The following is a 26,450-nucleotide window of genomic DNA, read 5'->3' as shown; positions in this document are numbered from 1 at the left end:
GAAACTATTTAGAGAAAATAAGAAGCTCACATTGTTCAAACCAAATAATATATCATAATGGATCAGAAAATAATAAGCCGCATGTTGAGCCCGTGGGTGATGCGATTTTATTTTTTTAATCAATTGCCTGGTGCTTGGTTTTTTGGTCTTAAGATCAAAGTGCTGGATCACGAAAAATGTGTGGTTCAAATCCCATACAGATGGTCTACAAAGAACCCCTTTCGTTCTATCTATTTCGCAGCATTGTCCGCTGCAGCTGAACTATCAACAGGAAGTATTGCATTGGCAGCTATTGAGGGGAAGGATATGTCCATGTTGGTCACTGGGATGAGTGGTGTTTTTCTAAAAAAAGCAAAAGGAATCATTTTGTTTGAATGTCCGGAAGTTCCTCGAATTGTCGCAGCTGTCAAAGAAGCTGAAAATAATCCGAATGGTTCGGTTGTCTCGGTTACCACGATCGGACGCAATAAAGATGGAGTAGAGGTAGCTAAATTTACCTTTGAATGGTCATTTAAGAAAAAATCTGCCTGATCAAAGTACAACCAGTTTTCTAGTCACCTGGCCTTGACCTGAGGAGAGCACCACCGCATATACTCCAGGTTTTAATACATCCATGTACAGTTCTTTGGCAGTTAGCCCACTTTGAAACTTATCTTTAAATTGGTATATAAGTTGCCTTCCACGTATATCGTACACATTGATCGTACCATTAAAACTGGTCTTACTCTCAAGTTGAATATGAACTTTATCATCATTAAAGGCAGGATTTGGATACACAGCAAAGCTCTTTACTTCAGGAATATCGGGTACCGCTGTCAAAGCACCAGCTTTAAAAGTAAATCTCTGCGGATCAAGAAAGCAAGTAGAGTATTCATTGAATGGGATCACCCTCCAGTGATAAGTCCTGTTTTGAGTGAGCTTTTCTATTTTTAATTTACTTTCTTTAGTAACAATAGATTGTACGAATAATTCAAAGGTGGATACGACATCATACTGTACCAGATAAGAAGTGGCTCCTGGCACATCATCCCAGTCAAGGGTGACCGTGTCGGCACTGACAGTGGGGCTTCCATTGGCTGGAGTGCGCAAGGTTGCTTGACTAGTGATCGTTGTAATGGTAGGCGGAGAGGTTCCTCTGATATCCCTTCTTGCACTACTATTATAACTGGCGAGTACTGCGTCTTTTTGATTAGGTGTAAAAATGTATTCTGTACATCCAGAAAAATAATTCATGAAATTATTTGTTTGAGGATGTAATAATCGACCATTGGGATCCATTGCCAAAGGATTATAAGTACAGGTAGGAGAGGGGCCGAAATTATAATCAGCAGGGGTGTCGCAAAAACCATCTCCTACATTTTTAGGTCCACAATTGGAGCTGTCTGCAAACTCATTGATGGTGATGCCATCAGGGGCAAACTTGCCGACAGGATTGCCATTTTTAACCGGATCCCAGGCAACGGCATCCCAGCCATGAAAAGTATGAGGTAAGCTTAAATAATGTCCCATTTCATGAGGTGCCACCCTTACATCTGCTATATAGTCACTTTGGATGACGATAAAATCATTGGAGGACGCTGCCGGTCCTATATAATATCCAGCCACACCATCGAGAATCTTTTGGGTGATGAAGATATTGACGGCTTTGGGGTCCTTGTTTAGGGACATTTGCAAAGTACCTCCGGAAGATCCAGGTGTCTCAGCGATGGCCGTATTATTGATTGTTTTGAGCTCTTTGATATAAAATTGAATATTTTGGTCGACATAGGCTTTATTCAATTGGCACATCATGCGCAGCGCATTCATGACTGATATATTGCCGGTACCATCATTGTATGCAACCAAAAATATTTTGACAGGTATATAATTGATAGCCCCCCTTTGAATATGAAGGTTTTTGAATTCCTCCCTGTTTTTGAGCATCTCTTGTTTAATGTCTTCCAGATGCTCAGTCCCACAGGTAAAAGGCAGGCTACTTTGGGAAGGTAGTACAAAAGCACACAACAATAAAGAAGAGATCGCTAGAATTCTTTTCATTATTACAAAATTATCGATTTTATGGTTGAAAAACCCAACAAACTCATGGAATATCTTTTGTGGTATCACAATACAGGTCTAACTTTGCGCTATTTAATATTCTTAACGTAAAAAATATGAGTAAAGTTAGTGTGATCGGAGCAGGTAATGTAGGTGCTACTTGTGCCAATGTCCTTGCACATCAGGATATCGTGAATGAAATAGTGATGATCGACATAGCAGGAGACCTGGCCAAAGGCAAAGCTTTGGATATGTGGCAGCAAGCGCCTATTGATGAATACAGTACTAGGGTCAAAGGGACTGACAATTATGCTGATTCTGCGGGGTCGGATATCGTGATTATTACTGCCGGAGTGCCACGTAAGCCTGGCATGAGCAGAGATGATCTGATATCAACCAATGCCAGGATCGTCAGCAGTGTCACTAAAAGCATCCTCCAATATTCTGCTGACCCAATCATCATCGTGGTATCTAATCCCCTGGATGTCATGACTTACGCAGCTCAAAAGACTTCAGGTTTGCATACCAGTAAAGTGCTAGGAATGGCGGGTATTCTGGATACAGCACGATACAGAGCTTTTCTGGCAGAAGCACTAAATGTTTCACCAAAAGATATCCAGGCAGTGCTTATGGGCGGTCATGGTGATACTATGGTGCCACTTCCGAGATACACCACGGTCAGTGGGATACCCGTAACTGAGCTCATCAGCCATGCAGATCTGGATGCCATTGTAGAAAGAACTAAAGTCGGTGGTGGCGAACTCGTAAAATTAATGGGGACTTCCGCATGGTATGCTCCTGGAGCTGCTGCTGCTCAAATGGCGATTGCAATATTAAAAGATGAAAATCGCATATTCCCCTGCTGTATAAAAATGGAAGGGCAATATGGACTTAATAATGTGTATGTAGGAGTGCCTGTAAAATTGGGCAAGGGAGGGATCAAGGAGATCATCGAACTTAAGCTCAATCCTGCTGAAATGGCTCTGTTAAATGCATCTGCGACATCAGTAAAAACAGTGATGGATGCTTACGATTCTATGAATCTTTGAACAAATTAACGTTTGTTTATAATAGTCACTAGGTGTGACTTCGTTCTATTGAAAATTTTGTCCATGAGATTTATCCTGGCAGGGGCCTTTATTCTTTATATATCTATGATGGCACTAGGTCAGCGATCAAGCCCGCTTTCCTCTGACGAAAGACTTGCTATTCAGGTATATGAAGATACATTATCTGTACTTGCCAGAGGAGTACTGACTGCAGAGCTTACTGAAGATAGGGTATATGCGTGTCACCAAATGATACCGATTTTGGTAAAAGCATTAAAAACAACCAATTCTTTTAAATATAGCTTTCCAAGGTTAGAAAATGTTTCGATGATCTACCCTCTGGATAGTACCTTTAGAATTTTCAGCTGGCAATTGAAAGTCAATGATGCCGAATACCGATATTTTGGGGCTATCCAGTGGGACTTCAAGGAATTGAAACTAATCCCATTGGCAGACCGGTCAAGCAACCTGCCTAATCCTAAGTATCAGGAAACCAATGCAGATCAATGGTATGGGGTGGTGTATTACGGATTAAAGTCCTTTAAAATGACCAACCAATCCGAAGGATACCTTTTATTTGGTTACGACGGCTTTGGAGTCACAGAACGGAGAAAAGTAATTGATCTTCTTTATTTTAAAAACGGGGTACCCAAATTTGGAGCACCCGTATTTAAAGTCGACAAAGGCCAATTGCAGACTCGCTTAATTTATGAATTTAGTGCCGATGCTGCAGTCAGGGTTAATTATGATGAGGCCGAAGGTATGATCGTTTGTGATCACCTTACCGCCAACCAAGGTCTATTGCCGGGCCAGGGTAAGACCATGGTCCCTGATGGATCTTATGAAGGATTTAAGTTAGAAAAAGGTATATGGAAATATGTAAATGAAGTTTTTCCATCTGGTAGTGGTAGTAATCAAAGAGCCTTTTCTACCAAGCCCAAACAATAATGGGCCTTTTTAGTGCTGATAATCAGTCAGTTCACTAAATATTTATCAACATTATCTATATATGTATCTATATGATCCAGTTGGACATATAAACTTAATATTGGCTTAAAGCTGGCTTAACATTGACAGTCTAGTTTTGCACCGTATTTAACAAACTGGTAATGAAACAAACTCTATTAACATTTATTTTCGGGATATGCATAATATCCTTTGTGTCGGCACAGACCGGCACCATTCAAGGGATTATTATTGATCAAAAGCTTGGTGACCCATTGATTGGAGCCACGATACGACTTGTGGGGACTGAAATAGGTACTGCCACTGATATCGATGGTTTTTTTAGCCTTGAAAGAGTACCTGTGGGTACCTACAGTCTCCAGCTGTCTTATGTATCCTTCAAAACAGAATCATTAGAAAATGTAAAGGTAGAAGATGGAAAAGTCACCTCCATCAAATTTGGAATGATCGAAGAATCTGAAACCCTTCAGGAAGTAGTCGTATCCAGTGACAAGGTCAGAAATAATGAAATTGCTATATTATCTGAGATAAAGGCATCCATGCAAGTGGTCAGCGGTATTTCTGAACAACAAATCAAAAGGTCAAATGATGGCAATGCCGCTCAGGTAGTCAAACGGGTACCTGGGATCACTGTAGTTGGAGAACGTTTTATCAATATCCGTGGGCTTAATGCACGATACAATAATGTGATGCTGCACAATGCGATTACCCCGTCTATGGAGACGGATATCAAGTCTTTTTCGTTTGACATCATTCCAGCGGGTCAAATAGAACGATTGCTTATATTCAAAAGTCCTTCTGCAGATTTGCCCGGAGATTTTGCGGGTGGGGTGGTTAAAATATTTACCAAAGGTATCCCTGATCACAATGGGTTGACACTGGATTATGGTGTTTCCTTCCGTGAAGGGACTACTTTTAATACCTTCAAGCAAGGGCAAAATGGAAGTTTGTATTGGACTGGTTTTAATGATGGCTATCAAAATTTACCAAAACGATTCCCAGCCTCTATAAATAATGTAATCAATAATCCTATTGCACTGGAGCTGGCCGGTAAAGCGCTGAAAAATAACTGGGAATCAGTATCATCTACAGCTGTTCCGGACCAAAAAATAGGCTTGACCAATAATCTCCGTTTCTCACTAGGTGGGGTTGATATCGGCAATATTACTTCAGTCAATTACTCAGACTCGCGGACGATTTATGATATCAATAGGGGAGATTACAACGAACAAAATCAGGGCATCGAATCCAAAATATACAATTATCAGGATCTTCAATACAATCGCAACATCAGGGTAGGTTTACTGCACAATTGGGCAGCTAAATTTTCTCCAAATCATCAGATAGAATGGAAGAATCTTTTCAACCAAAACAGTACCGGCTCTTATGTTGCCAGAGGTGGGAAAAATTTTGAGTCAAATTATTTTCCTAATAGTCACTCGTTTGATCAGGTATATAAGAGTATCTACTCCGGCCAATTGGTGGGTACACATAAATTTGATGATGAAAAATGGATAGTAGAATGGCTCGCAGGTTATAATCGGGCTACCCGCGAGCAACCAGATTACCGAAGATATAGATCTGACCTGGATCCGGATACAGAACAGTCTACCATATATGTTCCATTTGGTGCAGCTCAGGCATTTTTTCTAGGTCGATTTTCATCCGATATGCTGGAAAAGACCTACTCAGGACAGTTGAATGTGACCAGGAAAATTGGGGCAGTAGAAATCAAAGCCGGAGGTTCCTATGAATCTAAAAATCGGGATTTTGCAGCGCGTAATTTGGGCTATGTAAGGGGCAGTGCATTTGATTTTGACAATTCATTGATAGACGGCACCGTCACCAACCTGTTTAACCACGTAGATTCTAAAACAGGTATCAAAATAGACGAACAGACCAATCCAAGCGACTCCTACAATTCAAAAAATCTTCTGGAAGCCGGTTATATTACTTTTCTGGCACCGCTAGGTAAAAAGTTGTTATTCTCAGGAGGCGTGAGAGTAGAGCACAACGAACAAACACTTTTGAGTAACCTCATCGGGGGTGAACCCATCAACTTAAATTATCCGGTGACCAAAGCTTTGCCTTCAGCTACTTTATCCTATAATTTTAACCACAAGACTGTTTTAAAAGCCTCCTACGGTATCACTCTTAATAGGCCTGAATTTAGAGAGCTGGCACCTTTTGCATATTATGATTTTGATTATAATTATGTGTATAAGGGTTCTCCACTTTCTACAGCAGTTGTTCAAAACTTTGATACCAGATTTGAGTTTTACCCATCGCCGTTCGAAGTCTTTAACGTAGCATTATTTTATAAAAACTTTAAAGATCCTATCGAATCCCTGGTGGTGCCTGGTTCTGGTTCAGGTGGAGCAAAAACTTTCACCTTTGCCAACGCAGAAAAGAGTATTAATTACGGGGTGGAGATCGAATTGAAAAAATCTTTTACCAACTTGACGACTTCCAAATTTTTGGGAAATTTCAGCACAGTGTTTAATGCGACCTTGATTCACTCCAAGGTCACTTTGGGAAATAAAATCAGTGGTGGCCAGTCTGATAATCGTCCACTCCAGGGCCAGTCTCCCTTTATCATCAATGCTGGATTAAATTATCAGGACAGGGATAGGGGATTTCAATTTAATGCTTTGTACAATGTGATCGGCAAAAGAATATTTGCAGTTGGTTTTGAAGGATACCCTGATCTATATGAAATGCCTCGCAATGTAATTGATATCACTGCAAGCAAAGACCTTAGCCCACGACTTACCATAAAAGCAGGCATCAGTGATCTCTTAAACCAGCCAGGTCGAATCCTTCAGGATGGCAATCAGGATCAAAAGTGGAATCCTAAAAATGATCAGATCATTCAACAATTTGCTCCAGGCAGGTTAGTGCAGCTTGGGTTGTCCTATAAAATTGGTAAATAAAAAAAATAAAACTTTATATCTAATAAAATTTTCAAAACTATGAAAGTAACAATGAAAAATTATTTACGAACCGGCATGATAGCGCTCCTGGGTGCTTGGTTTATAATGAACTCAGCTTGTAAAAAGGACGAACCTGTTTATCCCGCTCCATCAGTATCTGTAGGTGCTGCAGCCTCAGGCTTAGCAGGAGCATCGGCCACCATATCAGCAAATTTGGCTTCGGAAAAGGGGCTTAAATCGTTACTGGTATTAAAAAATGGAGCTTCTTTTGATTCAAAAACTTACCCTGAAGGCGTATTTTCTGATGCTTATTCAAAAACTTATACCATTGAAAATCTAGCCGCCGGAAGTGCAATCAACTTCACTTTTATTGTAACAGACTATGCTAATCTGACCACCACTGGTGGACCACAAACTGTAACAGTTTCAGCAGTTCCTGCTAAGCAGGTAGTTGAGGTTTCTGGCATATTGAGTGGCAACGTAAGTTGGACCAGTGATAAAATCTATAAGTTAAAAGGATTTGTTAGAGTAGGTGAGGATTTGACCAAAGATGGCACTCCTACCAAGACTGGTGTATTAACCATCCAGGCAGGTACTATTATCATTGGTGACAGGGCCAGTAAAGGAACTTTAATCGTACAAAGAGGCAGTAAGATTATGGCTGAAGGTACAGCGACTGCCCCCATCGTATTTACTTCAGAAAGAGCTCCTGGAGAACGTGAGCCTGGTGACTGGGGAGGACTGGTAATCTGTGGAAAAGCAAAAAATAATTTACCTGGAGGTACTGCTGAATTAGAAGGTCAATATAGTGGATTCCATGGCGGTACCGATGATGCAGACAACTCCGGAGTATTAAAATATGTCAGAATTGAATATGCAGGTATTCCTATCAATCCTAATCAAGAGGTCAATTCTTTGACCATGGGCTCAGTAGGTAGTGGTACTACCATAGATTACGTGCAGTGTTCTTACGGATTAGATGACTCCTACGAGTGGTTTGGTGGCACTGTCAATGTTAAACACATCATAGCTTTCAGAGGGCTGGATGATGACTTTGACTGTGACAATGGTTTTACCGGCTACGTACAGTATGCTGTAGGTTTGAGAGGTACTACCCAAGCTGACCAATCTGGTTCTAACGGTTTTGAAGTAGACAACGATGGTAGTGGTAGTGGAGCGACTCCGATTACAGCTCCAACCTTCTCTAATGTAAGCATCATTGGAGCGAAAAGCTCTAACGCAACTTCCATAAGCCCATTGTTTCAAAATGGTATGCAGTTAAGAAGAAATGCCAAAATCAAAATTTACAATTCGGTAGTGACAGCTTATCCTAATGGTGTGTATATAGATGGTACCGCGGCTGCTACCAATGCTAATAACGGCGAATTGATTCTTAAGAACATCGTAGTAGCTGGTGTCGACGATTGGGGTGACAATGGATTTGGCAATGGAACTTCAGTAAATCCCCGAGGTTTTACGATCAGAGATATTAATACCTCCTCACCTGCAGGTGATTTATTGATTGGTACACAAAAGCCATCCGTTTGGTTTGCGGCTATCGGTGGGAATAAAGTGCTTTTAATCAATAGCAAAACTGGTTTAAACGCTGATATTTATAGCGCCAAACCTACGCTCACTATTGCCCAGGGTCAGGCAGACGGCCTTGAAAAAGGAGGAAGTGGTGATGGATTGCCAGCTTTCTTTGACAAAAATACTTACATAGGTGCATTTAATACAGTGGATTGGACTGCCGGTTGGGCCGAATTCAATCCAGGTGCTAAAATTTATAATTAAGAGCAGCTTCTAATTAAAATACAGTTTGTTTATATAGGCTCCGTACCTTTCTTAAGGGACGGGGCCTTCTTTTTGTGCTCTAAAGTATAATTTATTATGATTCTGGATATTAACTGCTGTAGCTTAAATGGAATCGTAATCATTCATGTATAGCCCAATTAATTTTCTACCTTTATGCTCCGTAGTAAAATAATCAAGCGGCATGAGTAAATACATCTTTATTACGGGGGGAGTCACCTCATCATTAGGAAAAGGAATCATTGCCGCGTCTTTGGCAAAATTGCTCCAATCCCGAGGTTTTAGCGTCACAATTCAAAAGTTTGATCCCTATATCAATGTGGATCCTGGAACTTTGAACCCCTACGAGCATGGCGAATGTTATGTCACGGTGGATGGCGCAGAGACAGACCTGGATTTAGGTCACTACGAGCGATTTTTAAATGTGCCAACCACCCAGGCCAATAATGTCACTACCGGTCGTATCTACCAAACCGTCATCGACAAAGAAAGGGCAGGCGATTTTTTAGGCAAAACAGTCCAGGTCATCCCACATATCACGGATGAAATCAAGAGAAGAATTAAACTTAATGCCGAAGGAGGCAAGTTTGATATCATCCTGACTGAGATTGGAGGGACTGTAGGTGATATCGAATCCTTACCATATCTGGAGGCCATCAGGCAGTTGAGACATGAATTACCAGCTCATAGTACAGTCTTGTTGCATCTGACTTTGATCCCATACCTTTCTGCAGCAAAAGAATTAAAAACCAAGCCCACCCAGCACAGCGTTAAAGAATTATTGACTACTGGGATACAACCAGATGTATTGGTATGTCGTACAGAGCATCATATCAATAAAGAACTCAGGGAAAAATTGGCCTTATTCTGTAATGTGGACAAAAACTCGGTGATCGAGGCGATTGATGCTGAGTCTATCTATGATGTTCCACTCCTGATGCTCAAAGAAAGACTGGACAAAATAGTGATCAGCAAGCTTCATTTAAAGTCAAAGCACGAGCCGGAACTGGATGCATGGAAGGGCTTTCTGACCCGACTTAAACACCCACTTCGTGAAGTCAATATAGGTCTGATAGGGAAATATCATGAGCTTAGAGATGCTTACAAATCTATCTATGAAGCTTTTGTGCATGCCGGTGCAGTCAATGAATGTAAGGTGAATATTGAAGCCATCCACGCAGAATCACTGGATGATATAGAGCAGATTACCGAGCGGTTTAAACATTTTGATGGAATACTGATAGCACCAGGCTTTGGAGAAAGAGGGATCGAAGGAAAATATAAAGCTATCGAATATGCCCGCACACACAATATTCCTTTTTTTGGTATTTGTCTTGGGCTTCAGTCAGCTGTGGTGGAGTTTGCCCGCAATGTTTTGGGGATAAAAGATGCTGCTTCCACGGAAGTCAATCCTAAAACCAAGAACCCTGTCATTGATTTGATGAATGATCAAAAGACGATCACTGCAAAGGGAGGAACGATGCGGCTTGGTTCATTCGATTGTAAGATTAAAAAGGACAGCAAAGCGTATAAAATATATGGATCGGATCTGATCAAAGAGCGACACCGCCACCGATGGGAATTCAACAATAAATATCTTGAACTATTTGAATCTCATGGGTTCAGAGCATCCGGTGTCAATCCATCCTCCAAACTCGTAGAGATCATGGAGCTCAAGTCACACCCATTTTATATTGGGGTCCAATTCCACCCAGAACTACAAAGTACAGTAGAAAATCCACATCCTTTGTTTGTAGCATTTGTACAGGCAGCGATGAATTATAGGATGAAGGAGTGAGCGTCTGGAAGAAATAAAAAGACTACTGTTTAATTTATCACCTTTTTTACTTCAAACTTGAAATGAACGCGTCTCTGATTTGAGATTCTACCAAATCCCGGGTTGGCCTATATTTTCACCCATTTTAGCTACAGATAATTTATGAAATACTCAGGAGGTATTTTTCAGGACTTTTGTTGTCATATAGCAGACATCGTGTGGTGGTCGTTATCGCCCAAAGGATTGACTTCTATTTCTTCGAGGGGAGAAAAGTCAAGTGGGGTAGGAGATACTCCCAAATGGCTCGAGGTAGACTATAAGTTTGACGGATTGGATCTTCACTGGAGTTCAAGTCCCCCTCCTGTGCGGGGTGCAGCCGACAAACATATTGGAGCTTATTTTGTAGGCGAAAAAGGCAATTTATTGTGTGATTATTCTACCATGCAAATAGAGATGGACGGTCAGATAATGAAAGACCTTCCTCAGATCCCGAAGTCAATAACAAGGTCGACGGGACACCAACAAAATTTTATAGACGCAATCAAATCCAGATCCCAACCAGAATCCAATCTTCCTTATGTAAGACAGATGACACTTCCGATGCACCTGGGGCTCATCTCCTGGCGCGTGGGTAGAAAACTTGAATGGAATCCCAAAAGGGAAAAATTCAAAGGAGATAAAGAAGCCAATAGCTGGTTAAAAAGAAAATATCGCAAGGAATATGGTTGGATATGAGACTATTTTTTGGATAAGATAGTGCTTGCGTCCATAAAATAGATATTGTCCCAGCCATTCATCGGGCTGCTTAAAAGTGTTTTTATTTGTTTGAGGTTTTTTTTACTGTCAAATGGCGGGGCGGACCATCTGCTGGAAGTGAAGAAAAAGTATTTTTTATCAGGCGAGACATAAGGGCAATAGGTGAGTCCGGAATCATTGATCTTAGGTCCAAGGTTTGAAGAGGTACCCAAGTGTCCTTCTTCATTTTTAAATGATATATATATGTCGCCTGATCCTGAATTGCCTTCTCGCCGATAAGCTGTATACAGGATAAATTGTTCATCAGCATCTATATATGCATTGAACTCTACTTTATTTGAATTAATAGCCGCAGGAAGGCTGACAGCGTCATCGTAACCACTTCCATTCCAGGTGCATACCACGATATCTTCGTCTTGATCAGGCATTTCTCTGGTGAAATATATATTGCCTGATGAGGTTACGGCTGGATAAAATTCATTTTTGGATGTATTTACGGGAGATGGAAGTATAACCGGGGAGCCCCAATCACCATGTGCATTTTTCTCTACTAACCAAATATCGTAATCTTTGACTTTGCCTTGAGCAGTCAAAGGGCGATTGGATACGAAGTATAATTTGGAGCCATCAGGAGCATAAGCTGGCTCAAGATCATTGTATTGACCGCTGAAGGGAGCTATATCCGGTACGGACCATTTGCCATTTTTGTATTTGCAATATAAAATCCCACTATAGGCGCCAGACTTGTATTGAAGTGTGTACATAAATTCAGATGCATCCGGAGAGATAGCCATATTCCGGTTGCCGAATTGATCAGATATGACTCCGGGGGCAAATAAATCTGGCAATTCAGGAGCTTTTGATTTAAACAAATTTAATTTTTGGGAGTACCCAATTAAACTGATCATCCAGCAAATACTCAAGGTTGCTAGCTTTTTCATACATGTATATAGTTAGTTCATTAGTATTCGCTGTGTCTTAGCTCCTTTTAACAAAAAAAAAGCTCATCGAAAAAATTCGATGAGCAATATAAACCATTAAAAATTACCTGCTTCCACAGGATGTTATGAAAAAGTGTTTTACTTCAGTTTGAAGGTAGTAGTACCAGCGAGATACCCTTTATTGTAGATTTCTACCGTATAAGTGCCCTCTTGAAATGGAATATTGGGCTGCCAATTCATGCATGTATTTTGAGCATTGTTCTCATATTTCACTCCTTTTAATGAAGTGTATTTTATTTCTTCGCTATTAGCTTGATTGACCAATACACCAGAGCCAAGATTTTCTAGTGCTTGAGTCTCTCCGGTAGGATTGATCACTCTTACATAAAACTGTTCGACGCCAGATTCTGCAACATTGTTTTCGGTGATGTCAAAACAGATTTTTAAGCCATCGATGCTCTTTGCACGGCTGCGATCTACTTCCTTACCACTATTTTTAACTCTAAAACCTGCTACATCGATATTAGCTACTTTAACCACTGAAGCAATATTGACTTTTTTAGTAAGTGTTGTATTTTCAGATGCCAGTTTTTCTTTTTCACTGATCAGTACAGTTTTGGCTGTGGTCAGTTCTTCATTTGCCTTTTTTTGTTCTTCCAAATTCATTGAAAGCGACTTTTTTTCTTCAGTAAGGGAGGTATTAGTATTGACCAAGAGCTCATTCTCTGCCTTCAATTTGCCGATTTCAGCCATATAGCCGTCTACCTGAACCCGCATAGCAGCCATTTCAGTTCTGGCACTGCTTAGGTTTTTAGAATCGCCTAATAATTTGGCGATACGGTCTTTTTGTGTTTTTAACTCTCCTTTCTGAGTTTCAATCAGATCATTTAACTCCTTGTTATCTGTTCTTTGTTTTTCCAAATCCTGAAGTGCCTGATAGTATTGAGTTTCCAGCTCGGCTTTCAGTCGTTCTGATTCACTCAATTTAGTTTCAGTACTTACTATGATTTCTTGTTGTTTTTGTTTATTAAAAAACAAATATGCATTGGCACCGAAGGACGCAATTAAAAGGCCAATTAAGATTGGTAGATAATTGTTCTTTTTTGGTGGGTTGGTACTTCCATAATTGTAATCTGCCATTGTTTTGTAGTTTAAGATTGTTGTTTTTATTAAATTAATTACAAAGTTATGTAGTATTAACGCAACACCTGCTACCGAATAGTATTACAAACTGTAAAATTTCTTAAATGGCTTGTTAACATTTGGTCAACCACTGGGTTTTCGAAAATTAAATATTGGGTCTGACATACTAAAATTGAATTTGCTCTAAGATTTCAAAATTCACTTTCTAATATATTTTAAGCATTTTTGCATGAATATCTTACTATGGAATCAACCAAACCAGCCGACATTCTTTTTTTTGATATTGAGACTGTCTCTAGCCGGGCTACTTTCAGCGAATTGTCTGAAGACCTAAAAAGCCTGTGGAGAATAAAAGCAAATGCCTTTACCAAGTCCTATGATGATCCCATGAGCGATGAGCAAGTCAGTGACTTTTTCGAAAAGAAAGCCGCCATCTTTGCGGAATTTGGCAAAATCGTTTGCATATCAGTAGCACGGTTTGCGGTTGACGCTGACCATACTCTCCGACTTAAAGTAAAATCTTTTGCAGGAGATGATGAGAAAAAACTGCTGCTTGAATTCGCTGAAATGCTCGACAAGCGCTTTTATAAAGAAGAGCACCGGATTTGTGGACATAATATTCGTGAGTTTGATATTCCATATTTGTGCCGTCGAATGGCCATTCACCGGATCAAATTTCCCAGGATAATTAATCTGAGCGGCAAAAAGCCCTGGGAGAATGCACATATAGATACGATGCAGTACTGGAAGTTTGGAGATGTTAAACATTATACTTCACTCAATTTACTCTCTGCCATATTAGGGATCGCCAGTCCAAAAGATGATATTGATGGCAGTAAAGTGGGTGAAGTCTATTGGAAAGAAAATGATCTTGCCAGAATAGCCCGGTATTGTGAAAAAGATGCCATCACTGTGGCACAACTGTATTTGTATTTTAATCATAAGCCAATGCTTGAAAACGAACAAATAGATATCTTCTCATGAACAGTCTACCAATATTAGCACCTTCTATTTTAAATGCTGATTTTGCCCGCTTAGGTGAATCTATCAATATGCTCCAGCACAGTGAAGCAGATTGGATACATCTTGATATTATGGATGGTAGTTTTGTGCCTAACATTTCCTTCGGAATGCCGGTGATCCAAAGTATTCGAGGACTGACCGACAAGCCTCTTGACGCCCATCTGATGATTGTCCGACCAGAAAATCACGTGCAAGCAGTACGTGATGCAGGAGCTGATATGATCACTGTTCATTATGAAGCGAGTGTCCACTTAAACCGAACCATTGATCTCATACAGAAATCTGGAGCAAAGGCCGGCGTGGCATTAAACCCGCATACTCCAGTGGAACTACTGAAAGACATCATAGAAATGGTGGACCTGGTCTTGATAATGTCTGTCAATCCTGGGTTTGGCGGGCAAAAATTTATTTATCAGACCATACCAAAGATTAAAAGACTCAGGCAAATGATTATCGAATCAAATGCTCATGCTTTAGTCCAGGTTGACGGTGGGGTAGGCTTGCAAAATATAGCTTCGATCTTCGATGCCGGGGCAGATGTATTTGTAGTGGGCAGTGCTATTATTAATGCTAAGGACCCGTTAGATACCATTAAGAAGTTAAAACAGATTTCGAGAAATCAATTTATCGTTTAGTGAATTTCATGAAGTTAATTTGTTCGTTTCTACTTGGCTTTTTGGCAATATCCTCTGTTAGTGTAAAAGCCCAGAGCAAAGCGAAGATCATTGGTCAGGTGCTGGATATTGACACTAAAGAACCAATAGAAATAGCTACCGTCTTCGTTCGTGAAACCAGTCAATCTGCTGAGACTGACTCCAAAGGCAATTATAGTATTGAAGTCAACGCCGGCGCAGCTTTATTATTGGAAGTGAGCCGACTGGGTTATAAACCGGCTTCTATCAGGATCAATCCTCTTAATATTGGGGCCGAGATAAAAATAGATTTTGAACTGGCCATAGAGTCCTCCTCGCTCGAAGTGATCGTGAGAGAAAGTACAGTTAGGGATAATGGAATGATCCGGGAAAATATTGAAAACTTAAAGCTGATCCCATCAACAACTGGCAATTTTGAGAGTATCCTGCCTCATATAGCCCTGGGAACTTCGTCAGGCACTGGTGGTGAATTGAGTAGTCAATACAATGTACGTGGAGGTAACTATGATGAAAATTTGGTTTTTGTCAATGACTTTGAAATATATCGACCTCAACTCATTCGAAGTGGTCAGCAGGAAGGGCTCACTTTTCCAAACCCCGATCTTATCCGTGATCTTTCTTTTTCTTCGGGCGGCTTTGAAGCAAGATACGGGGACAAGCAATCCTCGGTGCTGGACATCAGATATAAACGACCTGATTCAGCCAAAGCATCTATAAGTATGTCCTTTTTAGGTGCCGGCGCTCATATAGAAGGCAGTCAGAAAATCGGACAAAGCAGTTATAAAAGATTCACTTATTTAATAGGTGCCAGGTATAAGACCAATCGGTATTTGTTGAACTCGCTTCAACTTCAGGGAGAGTATGTACCTGACTTTGCAGATGTGCAGGGACATTTTACTTATGATATTAGCAAAAGCTGGCAGTTAGGGATATTGTCCAATTATAATTCCTCCCTGTTCAGGTTTATTCCTGCTTCCAGGAGTACAGCTACAGGATTAATAGATTTTTCTTTAAGACTGAGTGCTGATTTTAATGGGCAGGAGATAGACAATTTTCAAACTGGGATGGCTGGAGCCTCTTTGACTTATTTACCTGAGAGAACGAAAAATCCACTCTTTGTTAAGTTTTTAGGATCTGCCTATCAAAGCCTGGAAAAAGAGACTTTCGACATTATAAGCAACTATCGTCTGAGTTTGATAGAAACTGGACTGGGTGCTGAAGATCAGGGAAAAGAAATAGCGCTCGTAGGGGATGGAGTACAACAAACCTATGCCCGAAATACCTTGTTTTTGAGAGTGCGCAATCTGGAGATGAAAGGTGGGTACGAACACTTTGTAAATAATGACCGCAATAAAACTCACTTTCTGCAATGGGGTGTCAAATCACAGATAGAAAGAGTATTAGATCGGCTTAACGATTGGGAGAAACTGGATTCTGCTTTATACAACCTGGCACATACCGAAGATGATATCATATTTAAGAAGGTATTAAAAACAAAGAATGAACTGGAGTCTTACAGGTTTTCAGGTTATGTTCAAGATGAATACACCATTCAAAAAAATAATGGAGGTGAAATCAGATTTACCGGAGGGATACGGGCATCGTATTGGACGCTCAATAAAGAGTTTTATTTAAATCCCAGAGGACAGGTCATATTTAAACCTGGGGATTGGGAAAAAAATATTTCATTCAGATTTGCAGCAGGACTGTATTACCAACCACCTTTTTATAGAGAGCTTCGCAACCCTTTTGGAGTAGTCAATCAAGATCTTAAATCTCAAAAATCAGCCCATGTATTGGCTGGTCTGACCTGGGATTTTAATAAGGGCAGAAAAACGGTGATCCCCTACAGACTGGTCACAGAAATCTATTATAAAAAATTGTGGGATCAGGTTATTTATGACATTGACAATGTGAAGATTCAATATTCAGGTCAAAATGAGGGCAAAGGGTATATCACCGGGCTGGATATGCGGCTTAATGGCGAGTTTGTGCCGGGAGCTGAATCCTGGTTTAATGTGTCCTTTTTGAGAGCCCGCGAAGCGATAGATGGTATAGATCATCAAAAGAGAGAGAAAGGCCAGGCGGAGGGTGTCCATGTCAAGGATGTCCCCAGGCCCACAGATCAATTCATGACATTTTCGACTTTTTTCCAGGACTACTTGCCAGGAAATGAAAACCTAAAAGTCAATTTGAACTTAACATTTGGCACAGGCCAGCCATTTGGCATCCCGGGCAATAATAGATTGTATCGCAATACCTATCGATATCCAGCGTATCATCGGGTTGATCTCGGCTTTTCATACTTACTATGGGATCATCGGTGGGCTTCGAGGAGACCGCACCATCTGCTCAAATTTGCAGAGAGCTCATGGTTTAGTGTGGAGATATTTAACCTGCTCCAAGTCCAAAACGTGGCTTCCAATACCTGGTTTAAGTCGATCTATAATGTACAATATGCTATTCCTAACTATCTGACTTCGAGGCGAGTCAATCTTAAATTTAAAATGAATTTTCATTGACATCCACTGAGTAATTAATTCTTTTTGGAAGGGACCTATGCTATTTATAATTATACACTTGGTATAACAAATAAAAAAATTATCTTTGCAGCCATTTTTTAACAATAACTACAAAATGTTTATCATTATATGGCAGTTAAAATAAGATTGCAAAGACATGGTCGTAAAAAACGACCTTACTATCACATTGTGGTAGCTGATGCCCGATCACCTCGTGATGGAATGATGCGGAAGCAAAGTATCAATCATTCATTACTGACAAGGACAATACTAATGCTGCAAATAAGGCAAAAAGTGTAGCAGAAGTAAAAGCCTTTCACGAACAGGTATTTGGCAAAGCCAAACCAGCTAAGAAAAAAGCTGAAGCACAGGCTGCTGAAACTTCAGACACTCCGGAGGAGTAATAGCACGTTTTATAGAACTTATTGTTTATAATTTTGATCTGGTAAAGTAAAATTCTACTTTACCAGATTTTGGTTTTAAAATAAATGTAATTATGGAAAAACTGGATTCCCATTATATAGACTCCCTGGAGGAAATCAAAAGCCGACTTCAATCGTCTGAAACACTTCAAACCTTTCTCGAAGAAGAAGCTGAGGAGGGATTTCAGGCCTTGCGTGATGAATTCGAGCCTGAAATTCATCAACTTTATACTGAGATAGGCAACAAAAAGCCATTGCAACTCCTAGATCTTGAACAAAGACTTTTTGACGCTGAATTTGAGGGGATCTACCTTCCCAAGATTTTAGGCTATACCGTGCTTCGGGGAGATGTCAACGAATTTGTCAAGTATCGCCGCCCACAAGATCAATTTGGTCTGGCAGTAAAGGCACTTGCCAATTGCAATAATTTTGATCTGTTAAAGAACAAGACTGGGCAGACTTTACAAATCGGCTTTTCTATATCAAGTGACATCTGGGTATCAAATCTGGTCGACCATATCGAAAACAAGAGGAGTCGACAATTTTTTGAAGGAATAAGAACCAATACTATCAATGACGAAGCGGAACGCAAAATAGCGCTTAATAAATATGCCCGCCAATTTGAAGGAGCGCCTTATCATTCTGCAGAGTTTCCTAATACCCCTGAAGACCTTAAAAGCCTCTATATACCTTTGAAGGATTTTCTATTGAATAGAGTCAAATCATTTACTGATAATTCAAGTATAAAACCTTACCTGGTAGCATTAATCAAAAATGAAAAACTGTATCATCTGTCAGAATTTTGGGACTTAGTATTTATCATTCATAATTTTTATCCTCTTGAAGCTGCTGACGCTCAAACTTTGTTCAGTCTCATCAATGATAACCGAAAACATTCTCCTGAGTTTAGCCAACAGTATTTCAAGTTTTTACACCATATGCATATGGAAGGGATGAAATTTGATACTGAGATAGATAGGCATGCTAAAAGCCTGCTGGATCCTGATGTCCAGGATGATGTAAAAAGATACTATGAGTTGGTAGAAATCATTCATTCTAAGGGTTATATGCACGAAGATACCATCGAGGCAGTACGTAATTTCTACGATTCAAACGAAGGTCTATCGGTCATCAATGCGACGGTACGCAATACGATCCTGGGATATTTTAATCAATTATTGAGTAATCTGGAAGTGGACGACTATCAAAACTATTTTGAAATATCCAAGATTTTCAATACTTATATGAAGATATTTTCAAACGAAAAGTTCAACCAGGATGTCCAGTCGTTGAATCAGAATTTCATTCAAAAACTCCTGGTTAAATTTAATGATAAGCGGGGTAAAGATTACCAGGATATCAAAAAGTTTGTCACTTCTCATTTTGCTGACCTCGAGTACATGAAAGAAAAGGATATTGCTGAATTGTTTAAGTCTAAGCGTAAAAAAGCAACGGTCTGATTCGATAAAATCCCTGGCTGAGGCTTATTTACATTTTATTAATAATTTTCCTCAAACCATTTTTTGATTTCGGTCGTTATAACCTTAATGATACGGGATTTGGTAGCGTCTTTCAAAGCATATTGGGAGGCATGGAAGATTATAGTAGATCAAAAGCTTTGGTTATATCTTTTTATACCCGGTTTGATTAGTTTGTTTTATGGCTTATTAGTAGGTTTTTCTGCCTGGTACTGGTCTGACAACCTAAAAGACTTTGTCTTTAATGTTTTGCCTTCAGGGTCCAATTCAAAAATCCTTTCTCGTATTACATCTGGTTTCTTAGGCATCGGTATAGCTACAACCGGGGTCGTCGTTTATAAGTATGTTATTTTGTCCGCTCTTTCTCCGATCCTTATGGGCCTTTCCAAACGGGTGGAAGAAGCAGTAATGGGTTATTCTATCTCCTATAAAAAGGAAACGAATATGTCCACTTTAGATGATCTTGGAAGGTCTATTCTTTTTGGATTGAGAAATTTTGTCAAAGAATTTGGCATCACTTTAATTATCCTGATTTTAAGTTTAATTACAATTTTAGGATTTATAGCAGCTCCAATTATTTTTTTAGTCCAGGCGATGTATGTGGGATTTTCAAATCTTGATTTTACCCTTAATCGATATTTTAGCATCAATGGCAGTGTGGATTTTATCAGAAAAAACTTAGGATTTAGCCTGGGTAATGGAGTTGCATTTATGTTGATCATCATGATTCCGGTAGTAGGTTTGTTTTTCGCCCCAACTTTAGGTGCTGCAGCGGCCACCCTCAAGGCTGTGCCCAGAATATACCGACCATCATTTACCTAAGGTAGAAGTCGATTTATTTAAACTTGAATTTTCGTACCTTGCTTTATTATTGACCTTAAATGGGGTTTTCAGCATACATTTTAGAGACTTTGAACCGATATGGACGGGCTGATATAGGCGCGCTGGGTACTTTTATATTGAATTATTCACCGGCAGAGTGGAAGGTATCTCAGCAAAACTTTGAGCCACCCAAAGCCCAACTTGAATGGCAATCCCCTTCAGCTTCTTATTCCTACTCTTTGATTGCTACCGTGGTAGCTTCGTTGCATGACATTTCTTACTCAAAAGCTTATGAGTTTGTGGAAGCTACAGTGAACAAGCTCACGCATGAAGATGCTCCTGTACATTTGGGTATTTTAGGCTTACTGGACAAAGATAACCCGGAGCAGAAGCTTAGATTCAGTCCTAATCCAGACCTGGAAAAATCCCTACAATTCGCCCCATTATCTATTAAGCCTCAATATCAGGGCAATATAACTAAGAATAAGTTTAATTGGTGGTTATTAATTGCATCAGCAGCTTTCCTGAGTGTTGTATTCATCTTACTCAACTTGTTGTTTAGATCACCAATGCAGAATTCAATCGCACAAAATGTAGTCCAGCCCTCCAACCTCCCAGCAAATACTTCTCTTAAACAGACCAATATGGCTCCGGAAAAGGTCTTGGACAATTATCAAATTCAAAAGCAGGATCTTGATAATCAGGCTTACATCATCATCACCGGCACTTTCTGTACTAAAGTCAATGCGGATAGAATGAAATCCAGGATCGCACGCCTGGGGTTGAATACTTACGAGGAAAGCTTAAAAGAAGGATGTAAACGATTGGGAATCAAGGTAGAAGCAGGTGTTAAAAGAGATTCTATGTTGATGTCTGTCAGGTCTCTGATAGAACCTACCGCATGGATATTGGATCAATAACTTTATATGAATACAACTAAATACTATTCTTCACTGAAGTCATTGAAACATCCTTCATCAAATATGTTTTTGTTGATTGCAGGCCCTTGTGTAATAGAAAGCAAAGAATTGTTGATCGAAGTAGTGGAGACTATATTGCCCATAGTCAATCAATATCAAATCCCTTTTATATTCAAATCATCTTACCGCAAAGCTAACAGGAGTAGTAAAGATTCCTTCACTGGTCTGGGGGATGAGGTCGCTTTGGAGTATTTACAATTCATAAAGGAACAATACAACCTCCCTGTCCTGACAGATATCCACACTGAAGAAGAGGCTTATCTGGCAGCTAATTATGTCGATGTGCTCCAAATACCAGCTTTTTTGTGCAGGCAGACCAGTTTGTTGGAAGCTGCTGCAGATACTGGAAAAGCGATTAATATCAAAAAGGGTCAGTTCATGGGGCCGGAGGCCATGAAATTTGCCGTAGACAAAGTCACTTCAAGGGGAAACAACGATGTATGGCTGACAGAGCGGGGGACCACTTTTGGATATCAGGATCTGGTAGTCGATATGCGGTCTATTCCCATTATGCAATCACTTCAGGTGCCTGTGATCCTCGATGTGACCCATTCTCTTCAAAAGCCAAACCAGGTATCCGGAGTTACAGGCGGGCATCCTCAAATGATACAAACCATCGCCAGTGCTGGTATAGCCGCTGGAGCTGATGGATTATTTATCGAAACGCATCCAAACCCATCTGTCGCAAAATCTGATGGTGCCAATATGTTAGCCTTACCCATGCTCGAACAATTACTTCAACGATTGGTCAGGATTAGAGAGGCTATTATCAAATAGTGTCATGTCACGTATCATAGAAGTAGCGATCAATCCCTCTGACCAAAACCAGGATCTGGTCATTTCTCAAAAAATAGCAGAAATCCTTGATCTTCCTCTAGCCCAACTACCTTATTTCCGGATACTCAAGAAGTCTCTGGATGCACGCAAGGCACCGATGTATCGACTTAGAATAGAACTGTCTGATACTCCATTTATAGATCAACCTGCCTATAAATCCAGGTTTAAGGATGATGTCTCTAACAGCGAAAAGAGTGTAGTGATCATAGGTGCCGGACCGGCAGGATATTTTGCAGCCCTTGAATGTCTTTTACTCGGTATCAAACCGATTGTTTTGGACCGGGGAAAGGCTGTCCAAGACCGGCGACGGGACCTCCGCCTCATTCAGCAATTTCATACCGTTCCACCGGATTCAAACTATTGTTATGGTGAAGGTGGTGCAGGCACCTACTCAGATGGCAAACTTTATACCAGGTCTGTCAAGAGAGGGGATATCTATAAAGTATTGAGTTTATTGGTTGAGCATGGAGCAACCTCAGAGATAATGATTGATGCACACCCACATATTGGATCTAATCATTTGCCAAAAGTAATAGAGACGATCAGGGAGAGCATTTTACAGCATGGTGGGGAAATACATTTTGGTCAAAGGGTGGTAGACATTGAGATTAAACACCAGATCTTTAAAAGTGTGATCACCCAATCAGGAAGCCAATTTGTCGCTGATGCATGCATATTAGCTACAGGTCATTCTTCGAGAGATATCTTTAGATTGCTTGCGGATAAAAACCTTGTGATGGAGGCCAAATCGTTTGCTTTAGGTGTTAGGATTGAACATCCGCAGGAAATTGTAGATAGTGCACAATATCATACACCATCCAGGCCGGAACACCTGCCTCCGGCAAGTTACTCCATGGCATGCACGTTAGATGAGCGAGGTGTTTTTTCATTTTGCATGTGCCCGGGAGGCCTGATGGTGCCTGCAGCCACCAGCCCAGGTGAAATCGTGCTCAATGGCATGTCACTGAGTCGTAGGGACAGCCGATATGCCAATTCGGGAACTGTTGTAAGTGTACACCCAACTGACTTTGACAACTCATCTGATCCTTTCTGTACCTTAAATTTTCAGCAATCTGTGGAACAAAATATTTTTAATGCTGGTGATGGATCTCAAAAAGCTCCCGCTCAAAGGTTGACAGATTTTATGACTGGCAGAGTGTCTGCCTCCTTGCCCGAATCATCTTATATCCCCGGTTTGTGGAGTGCACCAGTCCATGATCTACTGCCAAAATTAATCATCGAACCCCTTCAGAGTGGCATAAAAATTTTTGCAAAAAAAATGAAAGGATATCTGACGGAGGAAGCAGTTGTAGTCGCCACTGAGAGCAGAACGAGCAGTCCGATACGCATTCCCAGAAATTCACTATCTATGCATCCACAATGCATAGGACTCTTTCCATGTGGCGAAGGAGCGGGGTATGCCGGAGGCATAGTTTCAGCTGCCATGGATGGTCAACATTGTGCTGAAGCTGCTTTTCATTATTTAACTACAAATTGAATAAAACATATTTTTGATGAAGCAATGGATCGATCTTATAGCAAGAATATTTCTGTCAACCATATTTTTTTGGGAAGCCTATGATTCTATAGCTTATTTTGATTCGGTCAAACGGACGATGACCAATTATGGGATTACCTGGAATCAGGAATTTCTTTTAGTTTCAGTCATCATAGTTTTAATCCTTGGAGCTTCATTTGTATTACTTGGATATCGGTCAGCTACAGGCGCTATATTATTATTATTGTATTGGGTGCCCGTGACATTTATAGTATTTTCTTTCTGGAATGATCCCGTGTCTGAAAGAAGGCTTCAATCCATTCTATTTATGAAAAATATTGCCATTATAGGGGGATTGTTGATGGTAGTCGTCAATGGAACAGGTAGGTTCTCTATTAAAAGAATGATTGCTGCCAGCCGGCCACCCAAAGCAAAATGGTGATTGCGATTTATCGGCTAGACAATACATTAAAAGGACATTTTAATTCTGCTCCTGTAGAATCGATCACCGTGATGACATGAGGCCCTGGCCCAGCTTCAATAGACATTTCATGAAAAGTACGGGTACTTCCAATAAATGTTTCATCCAAATGCCAATAAATCAACATGTCAGTCTGTCGATGTGTAAGTTTGAAAATTATTTTCCCTGCCAAACCATTCTCATCACGGGGTATAAAAAACGAACTATTGGGTTCGGGTTGAATCATACTCATGTTGGAACCAATTGACTTTTGAGTACACCTGGGATCAAAATCAGGTATGAGCTCATATTCGGCATGAGATCTGGCATAATAATATTCTCCCAGGGTAGGCAGGTTGAATATTTTCCTTGGCTGCAACCGGCCAGGCAGCGCACAAGATTGATTTACCTGAAGTAGTGAGAGAGGATCTATGTAGATCAACTTATGATATGGGCAGGGTAAAGTATTATTGGAAAAACGGGAGGTAAGGATGCTATCTCCTAATGTACAATTAATGGACATTTTCATTCCGCTTTGCCGGCAAACTACGATTGGGACCAATTCATCGAGCGGTGCACGGAAGTCGCCATTGGAAGATGCTTTTAGATGAGTTAGGACGGAAAACAATATTGGAGCTGCTGCCTTTATCCCCAGGAGACCTTGCCTTCCTTCTCCGGAGGAATTTCCAACCCACACTCCTATCGTATAATTGGCATTCACACCGATCGCCCATGCATCTCTGAAGCCAAAGCTGGTACCCGTTTTCCAACTTAATGACTGACCGGCATCAAAGGATTCCCATTTGCCTAGTTCATCAGGTCTCTGTAATTGCTGTAGCGTCTCCAGGGTTGTATAAATACTCGCCGCACTGTACATTGGGGGGTCTTTGAGAGGTCACCTTCTTTCGGTAAAGTAGTCATTTTGCTTTTTTCAAAATACAATGGATGAAGGTCTGTCAATTTGTATCCATTACCAGCTGATTCAAAATTGATTAAGACTCTTCCTAGGTATGCATATGCTCCCACCAAATCAAAAAGTGATGATTCTCCTCCACCCAGGATCAAGGATAGACCATAATGCCCTGGCGGTTTACTAATATGGTGAAGGCCGAGTTTATTCAAGTCAAAATGAAATTGTTCCAGACCATATTGTTGCAACAAATAGACAAAGGGTATATTAAGAGATTGAATCAGAGCCTGGTTAGCTTCCTTGAAACCTGTGTAGCCCAGATTAAAGTTTTTAGGTTGAAACCCATCGATAACCATAGGGATATCCGGCAAGATTGTCCCGGGCAAAATCACACTTTTGTCTAATGCTCCCGCGTACAGAAATGGTTTTAGTATGCTTCCGGTACTTCTGGGAGCTTGAGCATTGTCGACATACATTTGGTGAATGGTATTTGGAGCGTTGCCACAATAACTCAATACAGCACCGGTCCTGGTATCGGCTACGATAATCGCAAGGTTATGTATTTCGTTAGCGGATAATTTATCATAGGACCATTGTGCGATATCATTTATTTGTAACTGGAGTTGAATATCTATACTGGAATTGAAGTTCTGGCCTGGATGATTTTTTTGTATAAAGTCTAAGGCATGAGGTGCAATATTCGGTAAAGGAGCTGGCTTTTCTGGTATAGGTTCTAATTTGGAAAGAAATAATGTGGCAGAATCTATGGCCCCCACTGCCTTCATTTTATTTAATAGTGCGTCTCGTTTGATATGAAGTATATCGCGATTTCTGCCTGGGTGAATCAAAGCAGGACTGTTTGGCAATACTGCAAGAAAAGCGGCTTCGGCCCAGGTCAAATGGGAAGGTGCTTTGTCAAAATACCGCCAACAGGCTGCTTCTAATCCTACCACATTGGTGCCAAACGGGGCTGCTGCGGCATAGTCTTTTAAGATGTTTTTTTTGGAATAGATCAGCTCCATACCCAGCGCCCAGAGCATTTCGAGTGATTTGTTGAATATCGATCTGGTTTTGTCTACACCATGTCTCAATCTTATGGCCTGCATGGTCAGGGTACTGCCTCCACTTACTATTTTACCTGCTCTCCAATTTTGACGCAGGGCTCGCCATAAGCTTATTGGATTGATGCCAGGATGATAAAAAAAGTATTGGTCTTCATACACCGTGATGGCCGAAATGTATTTTTGAGGTAGGCTATCACTGGGAATAAATCTCCATTGTTCGTCTGGAGCAAGCCGTGCCCCCAGGAGCTGGCCATCGGATGAAAACAGGGTAGTGCTATACCCATATCTGGGGTTAGGCATAGTCAGTATTCCGACTATTAATAAAGCAATGAAGGATCCTAATATATAGAATAATATTTTTTTCAAC

Annotated in this window: 21 protein-coding genes and 1 pseudogene; 17 read left to right on the top strand and 5 right to left on the bottom strand. The window is 40.5% G+C overall.

Annotated elements, in window-relative coordinates; all coding sequences use genetic code 11:
• The first annotated feature begins 57 nt into the window (after positions 1-57).
• Positions 58-531 (top strand): DUF4442 domain-containing protein, encoded by a 474-nt coding sequence (locus IPJ09_06425; protein ID MBK7371062.1) that lies wholly within the window; start codon positions 58-60, stop codon positions 529-531.
• Here the strand turns inward: IPJ09_06425 and IPJ09_06420 are convergent, their stop codons facing one another.
• Positions 532-2,037 (bottom strand): T9SS type A sorting domain-containing protein, encoded by a 1,506-nt coding sequence (locus tag IPJ09_06420; protein ID MBK7371061.1) that lies wholly within the window; start codon positions 2,035-2,037, stop codon positions 532-534.
• A gap of 116 nt (positions 2,038-2,153) precedes the next feature.
• Here IPJ09_06420 and mdh point away from each other — a divergent pair, with 116 nt between their 5' ends.
• The 6 genes from mdh (at position 2,154) to IPJ09_06390 (ending at position 11,309) form a co-directional block, all read left to right on the top strand.
• Positions 2,154-3,086, top strand: coding sequence for a malate dehydrogenase (mdh, locus tag IPJ09_06415; GenBank protein ID MBK7371060.1), 933 nt, complete (start codon positions 2,154-2,156; stop codon positions 3,084-3,086).
• Between the two features lie 63 nt (positions 3,087-3,149).
• The gene (locus IPJ09_06410) at positions 3,150-4,034 is read left to right on the top strand and encodes a hypothetical protein (protein ID MBK7371059.1); all 885 of its coding nucleotides are present in this window, start codon (positions 3,150-3,152) and stop codon (positions 4,032-4,034) included.
• 161 nt (positions 4,035-4,195) lie between these two features.
• Entirely contained in the window at positions 4,196-6,985 is a 2,790-nt protein-coding gene (locus tag IPJ09_06405) for a TonB-dependent receptor (GenBank protein ID MBK7371058.1), read from the top strand.
• Between the two features lie 51 nt (positions 6,986-7,036).
• Complete coding sequence (locus IPJ09_06400) at positions 7,037-8,779, top strand: Ig-like domain repeat protein (GenBank protein ID MBK7371057.1); 1,743 nt, start codon at positions 7,037-7,039, stop codon at positions 8,777-8,779.
• Positions 8,780-8,981: 202 nt separating this feature from the next.
• Positions 8,982-10,595 carry a CTP synthase gene (locus tag IPJ09_06395; protein ID MBK7371056.1) on the top strand — a complete coding sequence of 538 codons (1,614 nt, stop codon included), beginning with the start codon at positions 8,982-8,984 and terminating at the stop codon, positions 10,593-10,595.
• Positions 10,596-10,736: 141 nt separating this feature from the next.
• Positions 10,737-11,309, top strand: coding sequence for a hypothetical protein (locus tag IPJ09_06390; GenBank protein MBK7371055.1), 573 nt, complete (start codon positions 10,737-10,739; stop codon positions 11,307-11,309).
• Between the two features lie 2 nt (positions 11,310-11,311).
• Here the strand turns inward: IPJ09_06390 and IPJ09_06385 are convergent, their stop codons facing one another.
• Both IPJ09_06385 and IPJ09_06380 read right to left on the bottom strand, forming a co-directional pair.
• Positions 11,312-12,271, bottom strand: a complete 960-nt coding sequence (locus IPJ09_06385) for a PD40 domain-containing protein (GenBank protein ID MBK7371054.1) — start codon at positions 12,269-12,271, stop codon at positions 11,312-11,314.
• Positions 12,272-12,409: 138 nt separating this feature from the next.
• The gene (locus IPJ09_06380; GenBank protein ID MBK7371053.1) at positions 12,410-13,411 is read right to left on the bottom strand and encodes a hypothetical protein; all 1,002 of its coding nucleotides are present in this window, start codon (positions 13,409-13,411) and stop codon (positions 12,410-12,412) included.
• A gap of 246 nt (positions 13,412-13,657) precedes the next feature.
• On the opposite strand from IPJ09_06380, the gene IPJ09_06375 reads away from it, so the two are divergent.
• The 10 genes and pseudogenes from IPJ09_06375 (at position 13,658) to IPJ09_06330 (ending at position 24,091) form a co-directional block, all read left to right on the top strand.
• Positions 13,658-14,398: a ribonuclease H-like domain-containing protein gene (locus tag IPJ09_06375; protein MBK7371052.1), complete on the top strand. Its 741-nt coding sequence runs from the start codon at positions 13,658-13,660 to the stop codon at positions 14,396-14,398.
• Entirely contained in the window at positions 14,395-15,072 is a 678-nt protein-coding gene (locus IPJ09_06370; GenBank protein ID MBK7371051.1) for a ribulose-phosphate 3-epimerase, read from the top strand. Before IPJ09_06375 ends, IPJ09_06370 begins: the two co-directional genes overlap by 4 nt.
• An 8-nt stretch (positions 15,073-15,080) precedes the next feature.
• Complete coding sequence (locus IPJ09_06365; protein MBK7371050.1) at positions 15,081-17,612, top strand: TonB-dependent receptor; 2,532 nt, start codon at positions 15,081-15,083, stop codon at positions 17,610-17,612.
• A 129-nt stretch (positions 17,613-17,741) separates the two neighbouring features.
• Positions 17,742-17,834: pseudogene (gene rpsP / locus IPJ09_06360) on the top strand (30S ribosomal protein S16).
• 274 nt (positions 17,835-18,108) lie between these two features.
• Positions 18,109-19,494, top strand: coding sequence for a hypothetical protein (locus tag IPJ09_06355; protein MBK7371049.1), 1,386 nt, complete (start codon positions 18,109-18,111; stop codon positions 19,492-19,494).
• Between the two features lie 87 nt (positions 19,495-19,581).
• Positions 19,582-20,334, top strand: a complete 753-nt coding sequence (locus IPJ09_06350) for an EI24 domain-containing protein (protein ID MBK7371048.1) — start codon at positions 19,582-19,584, stop codon at positions 20,332-20,334.
• Positions 20,335-20,393: 59 nt separating this feature from the next.
• Complete coding sequence (locus tag IPJ09_06345; GenBank protein MBK7371047.1) at positions 20,394-21,254, top strand: hypothetical protein; 861 nt, start codon at positions 20,394-20,396, stop codon at positions 21,252-21,254.
• Between the two features lie 33 nt (positions 21,255-21,287).
• On the top strand, positions 21,288-22,091 hold the full coding sequence (gene kdsA, locus IPJ09_06340) for a 3-deoxy-8-phosphooctulonate synthase (protein MBK7371046.1): 804 nt from the start codon (positions 21,288-21,290) through the stop codon (positions 22,089-22,091).
• A gap of 4 nt (positions 22,092-22,095) precedes the next feature.
• Positions 22,096-23,649 carry an FAD-binding protein gene (locus IPJ09_06335; protein ID MBK7371045.1) on the top strand — a complete coding sequence of 518 codons (1,554 nt, stop codon included), beginning with the start codon at positions 22,096-22,098 and terminating at the stop codon, positions 23,647-23,649.
• Between the two features lie 16 nt (positions 23,650-23,665).
• Positions 23,666-24,091 (top strand): DoxX family protein, encoded by a 426-nt coding sequence (locus tag IPJ09_06330; protein ID MBK7371044.1) that lies wholly within the window; start codon positions 23,666-23,668, stop codon positions 24,089-24,091.
• 7 nt (positions 24,092-24,098) lie between these two features.
• Here the strand turns inward: IPJ09_06330 and IPJ09_06325 are convergent, their stop codons facing one another.
• Entirely contained in the window at positions 24,099-24,986 is an 888-nt protein-coding gene (locus IPJ09_06325; protein ID MBK7371043.1) for a hypothetical protein, read from the bottom strand.
• Positions 24,917-26,449: a transglycosylase domain-containing protein gene (locus IPJ09_06320; GenBank protein ID MBK7371042.1), complete on the bottom strand. Its 1,533-nt coding sequence runs from the start codon at positions 26,447-26,449 to the stop codon at positions 24,917-24,919. Before IPJ09_06320 ends, IPJ09_06325 begins: the two co-directional genes overlap by 70 nt.
• Between the last annotated feature and the right edge of the window lies 1 nt (position 26,450).

It is taken from the genome of Saprospiraceae bacterium (genome assembly GCA_016709995.1).
Lineage (GTDB): Bacteria > Bacteroidota > Bacteroidia > Chitinophagales > Saprospiraceae > JADJLQ01.
This window is presented reverse-complemented; position numbering and strand designations above follow the sequence as displayed.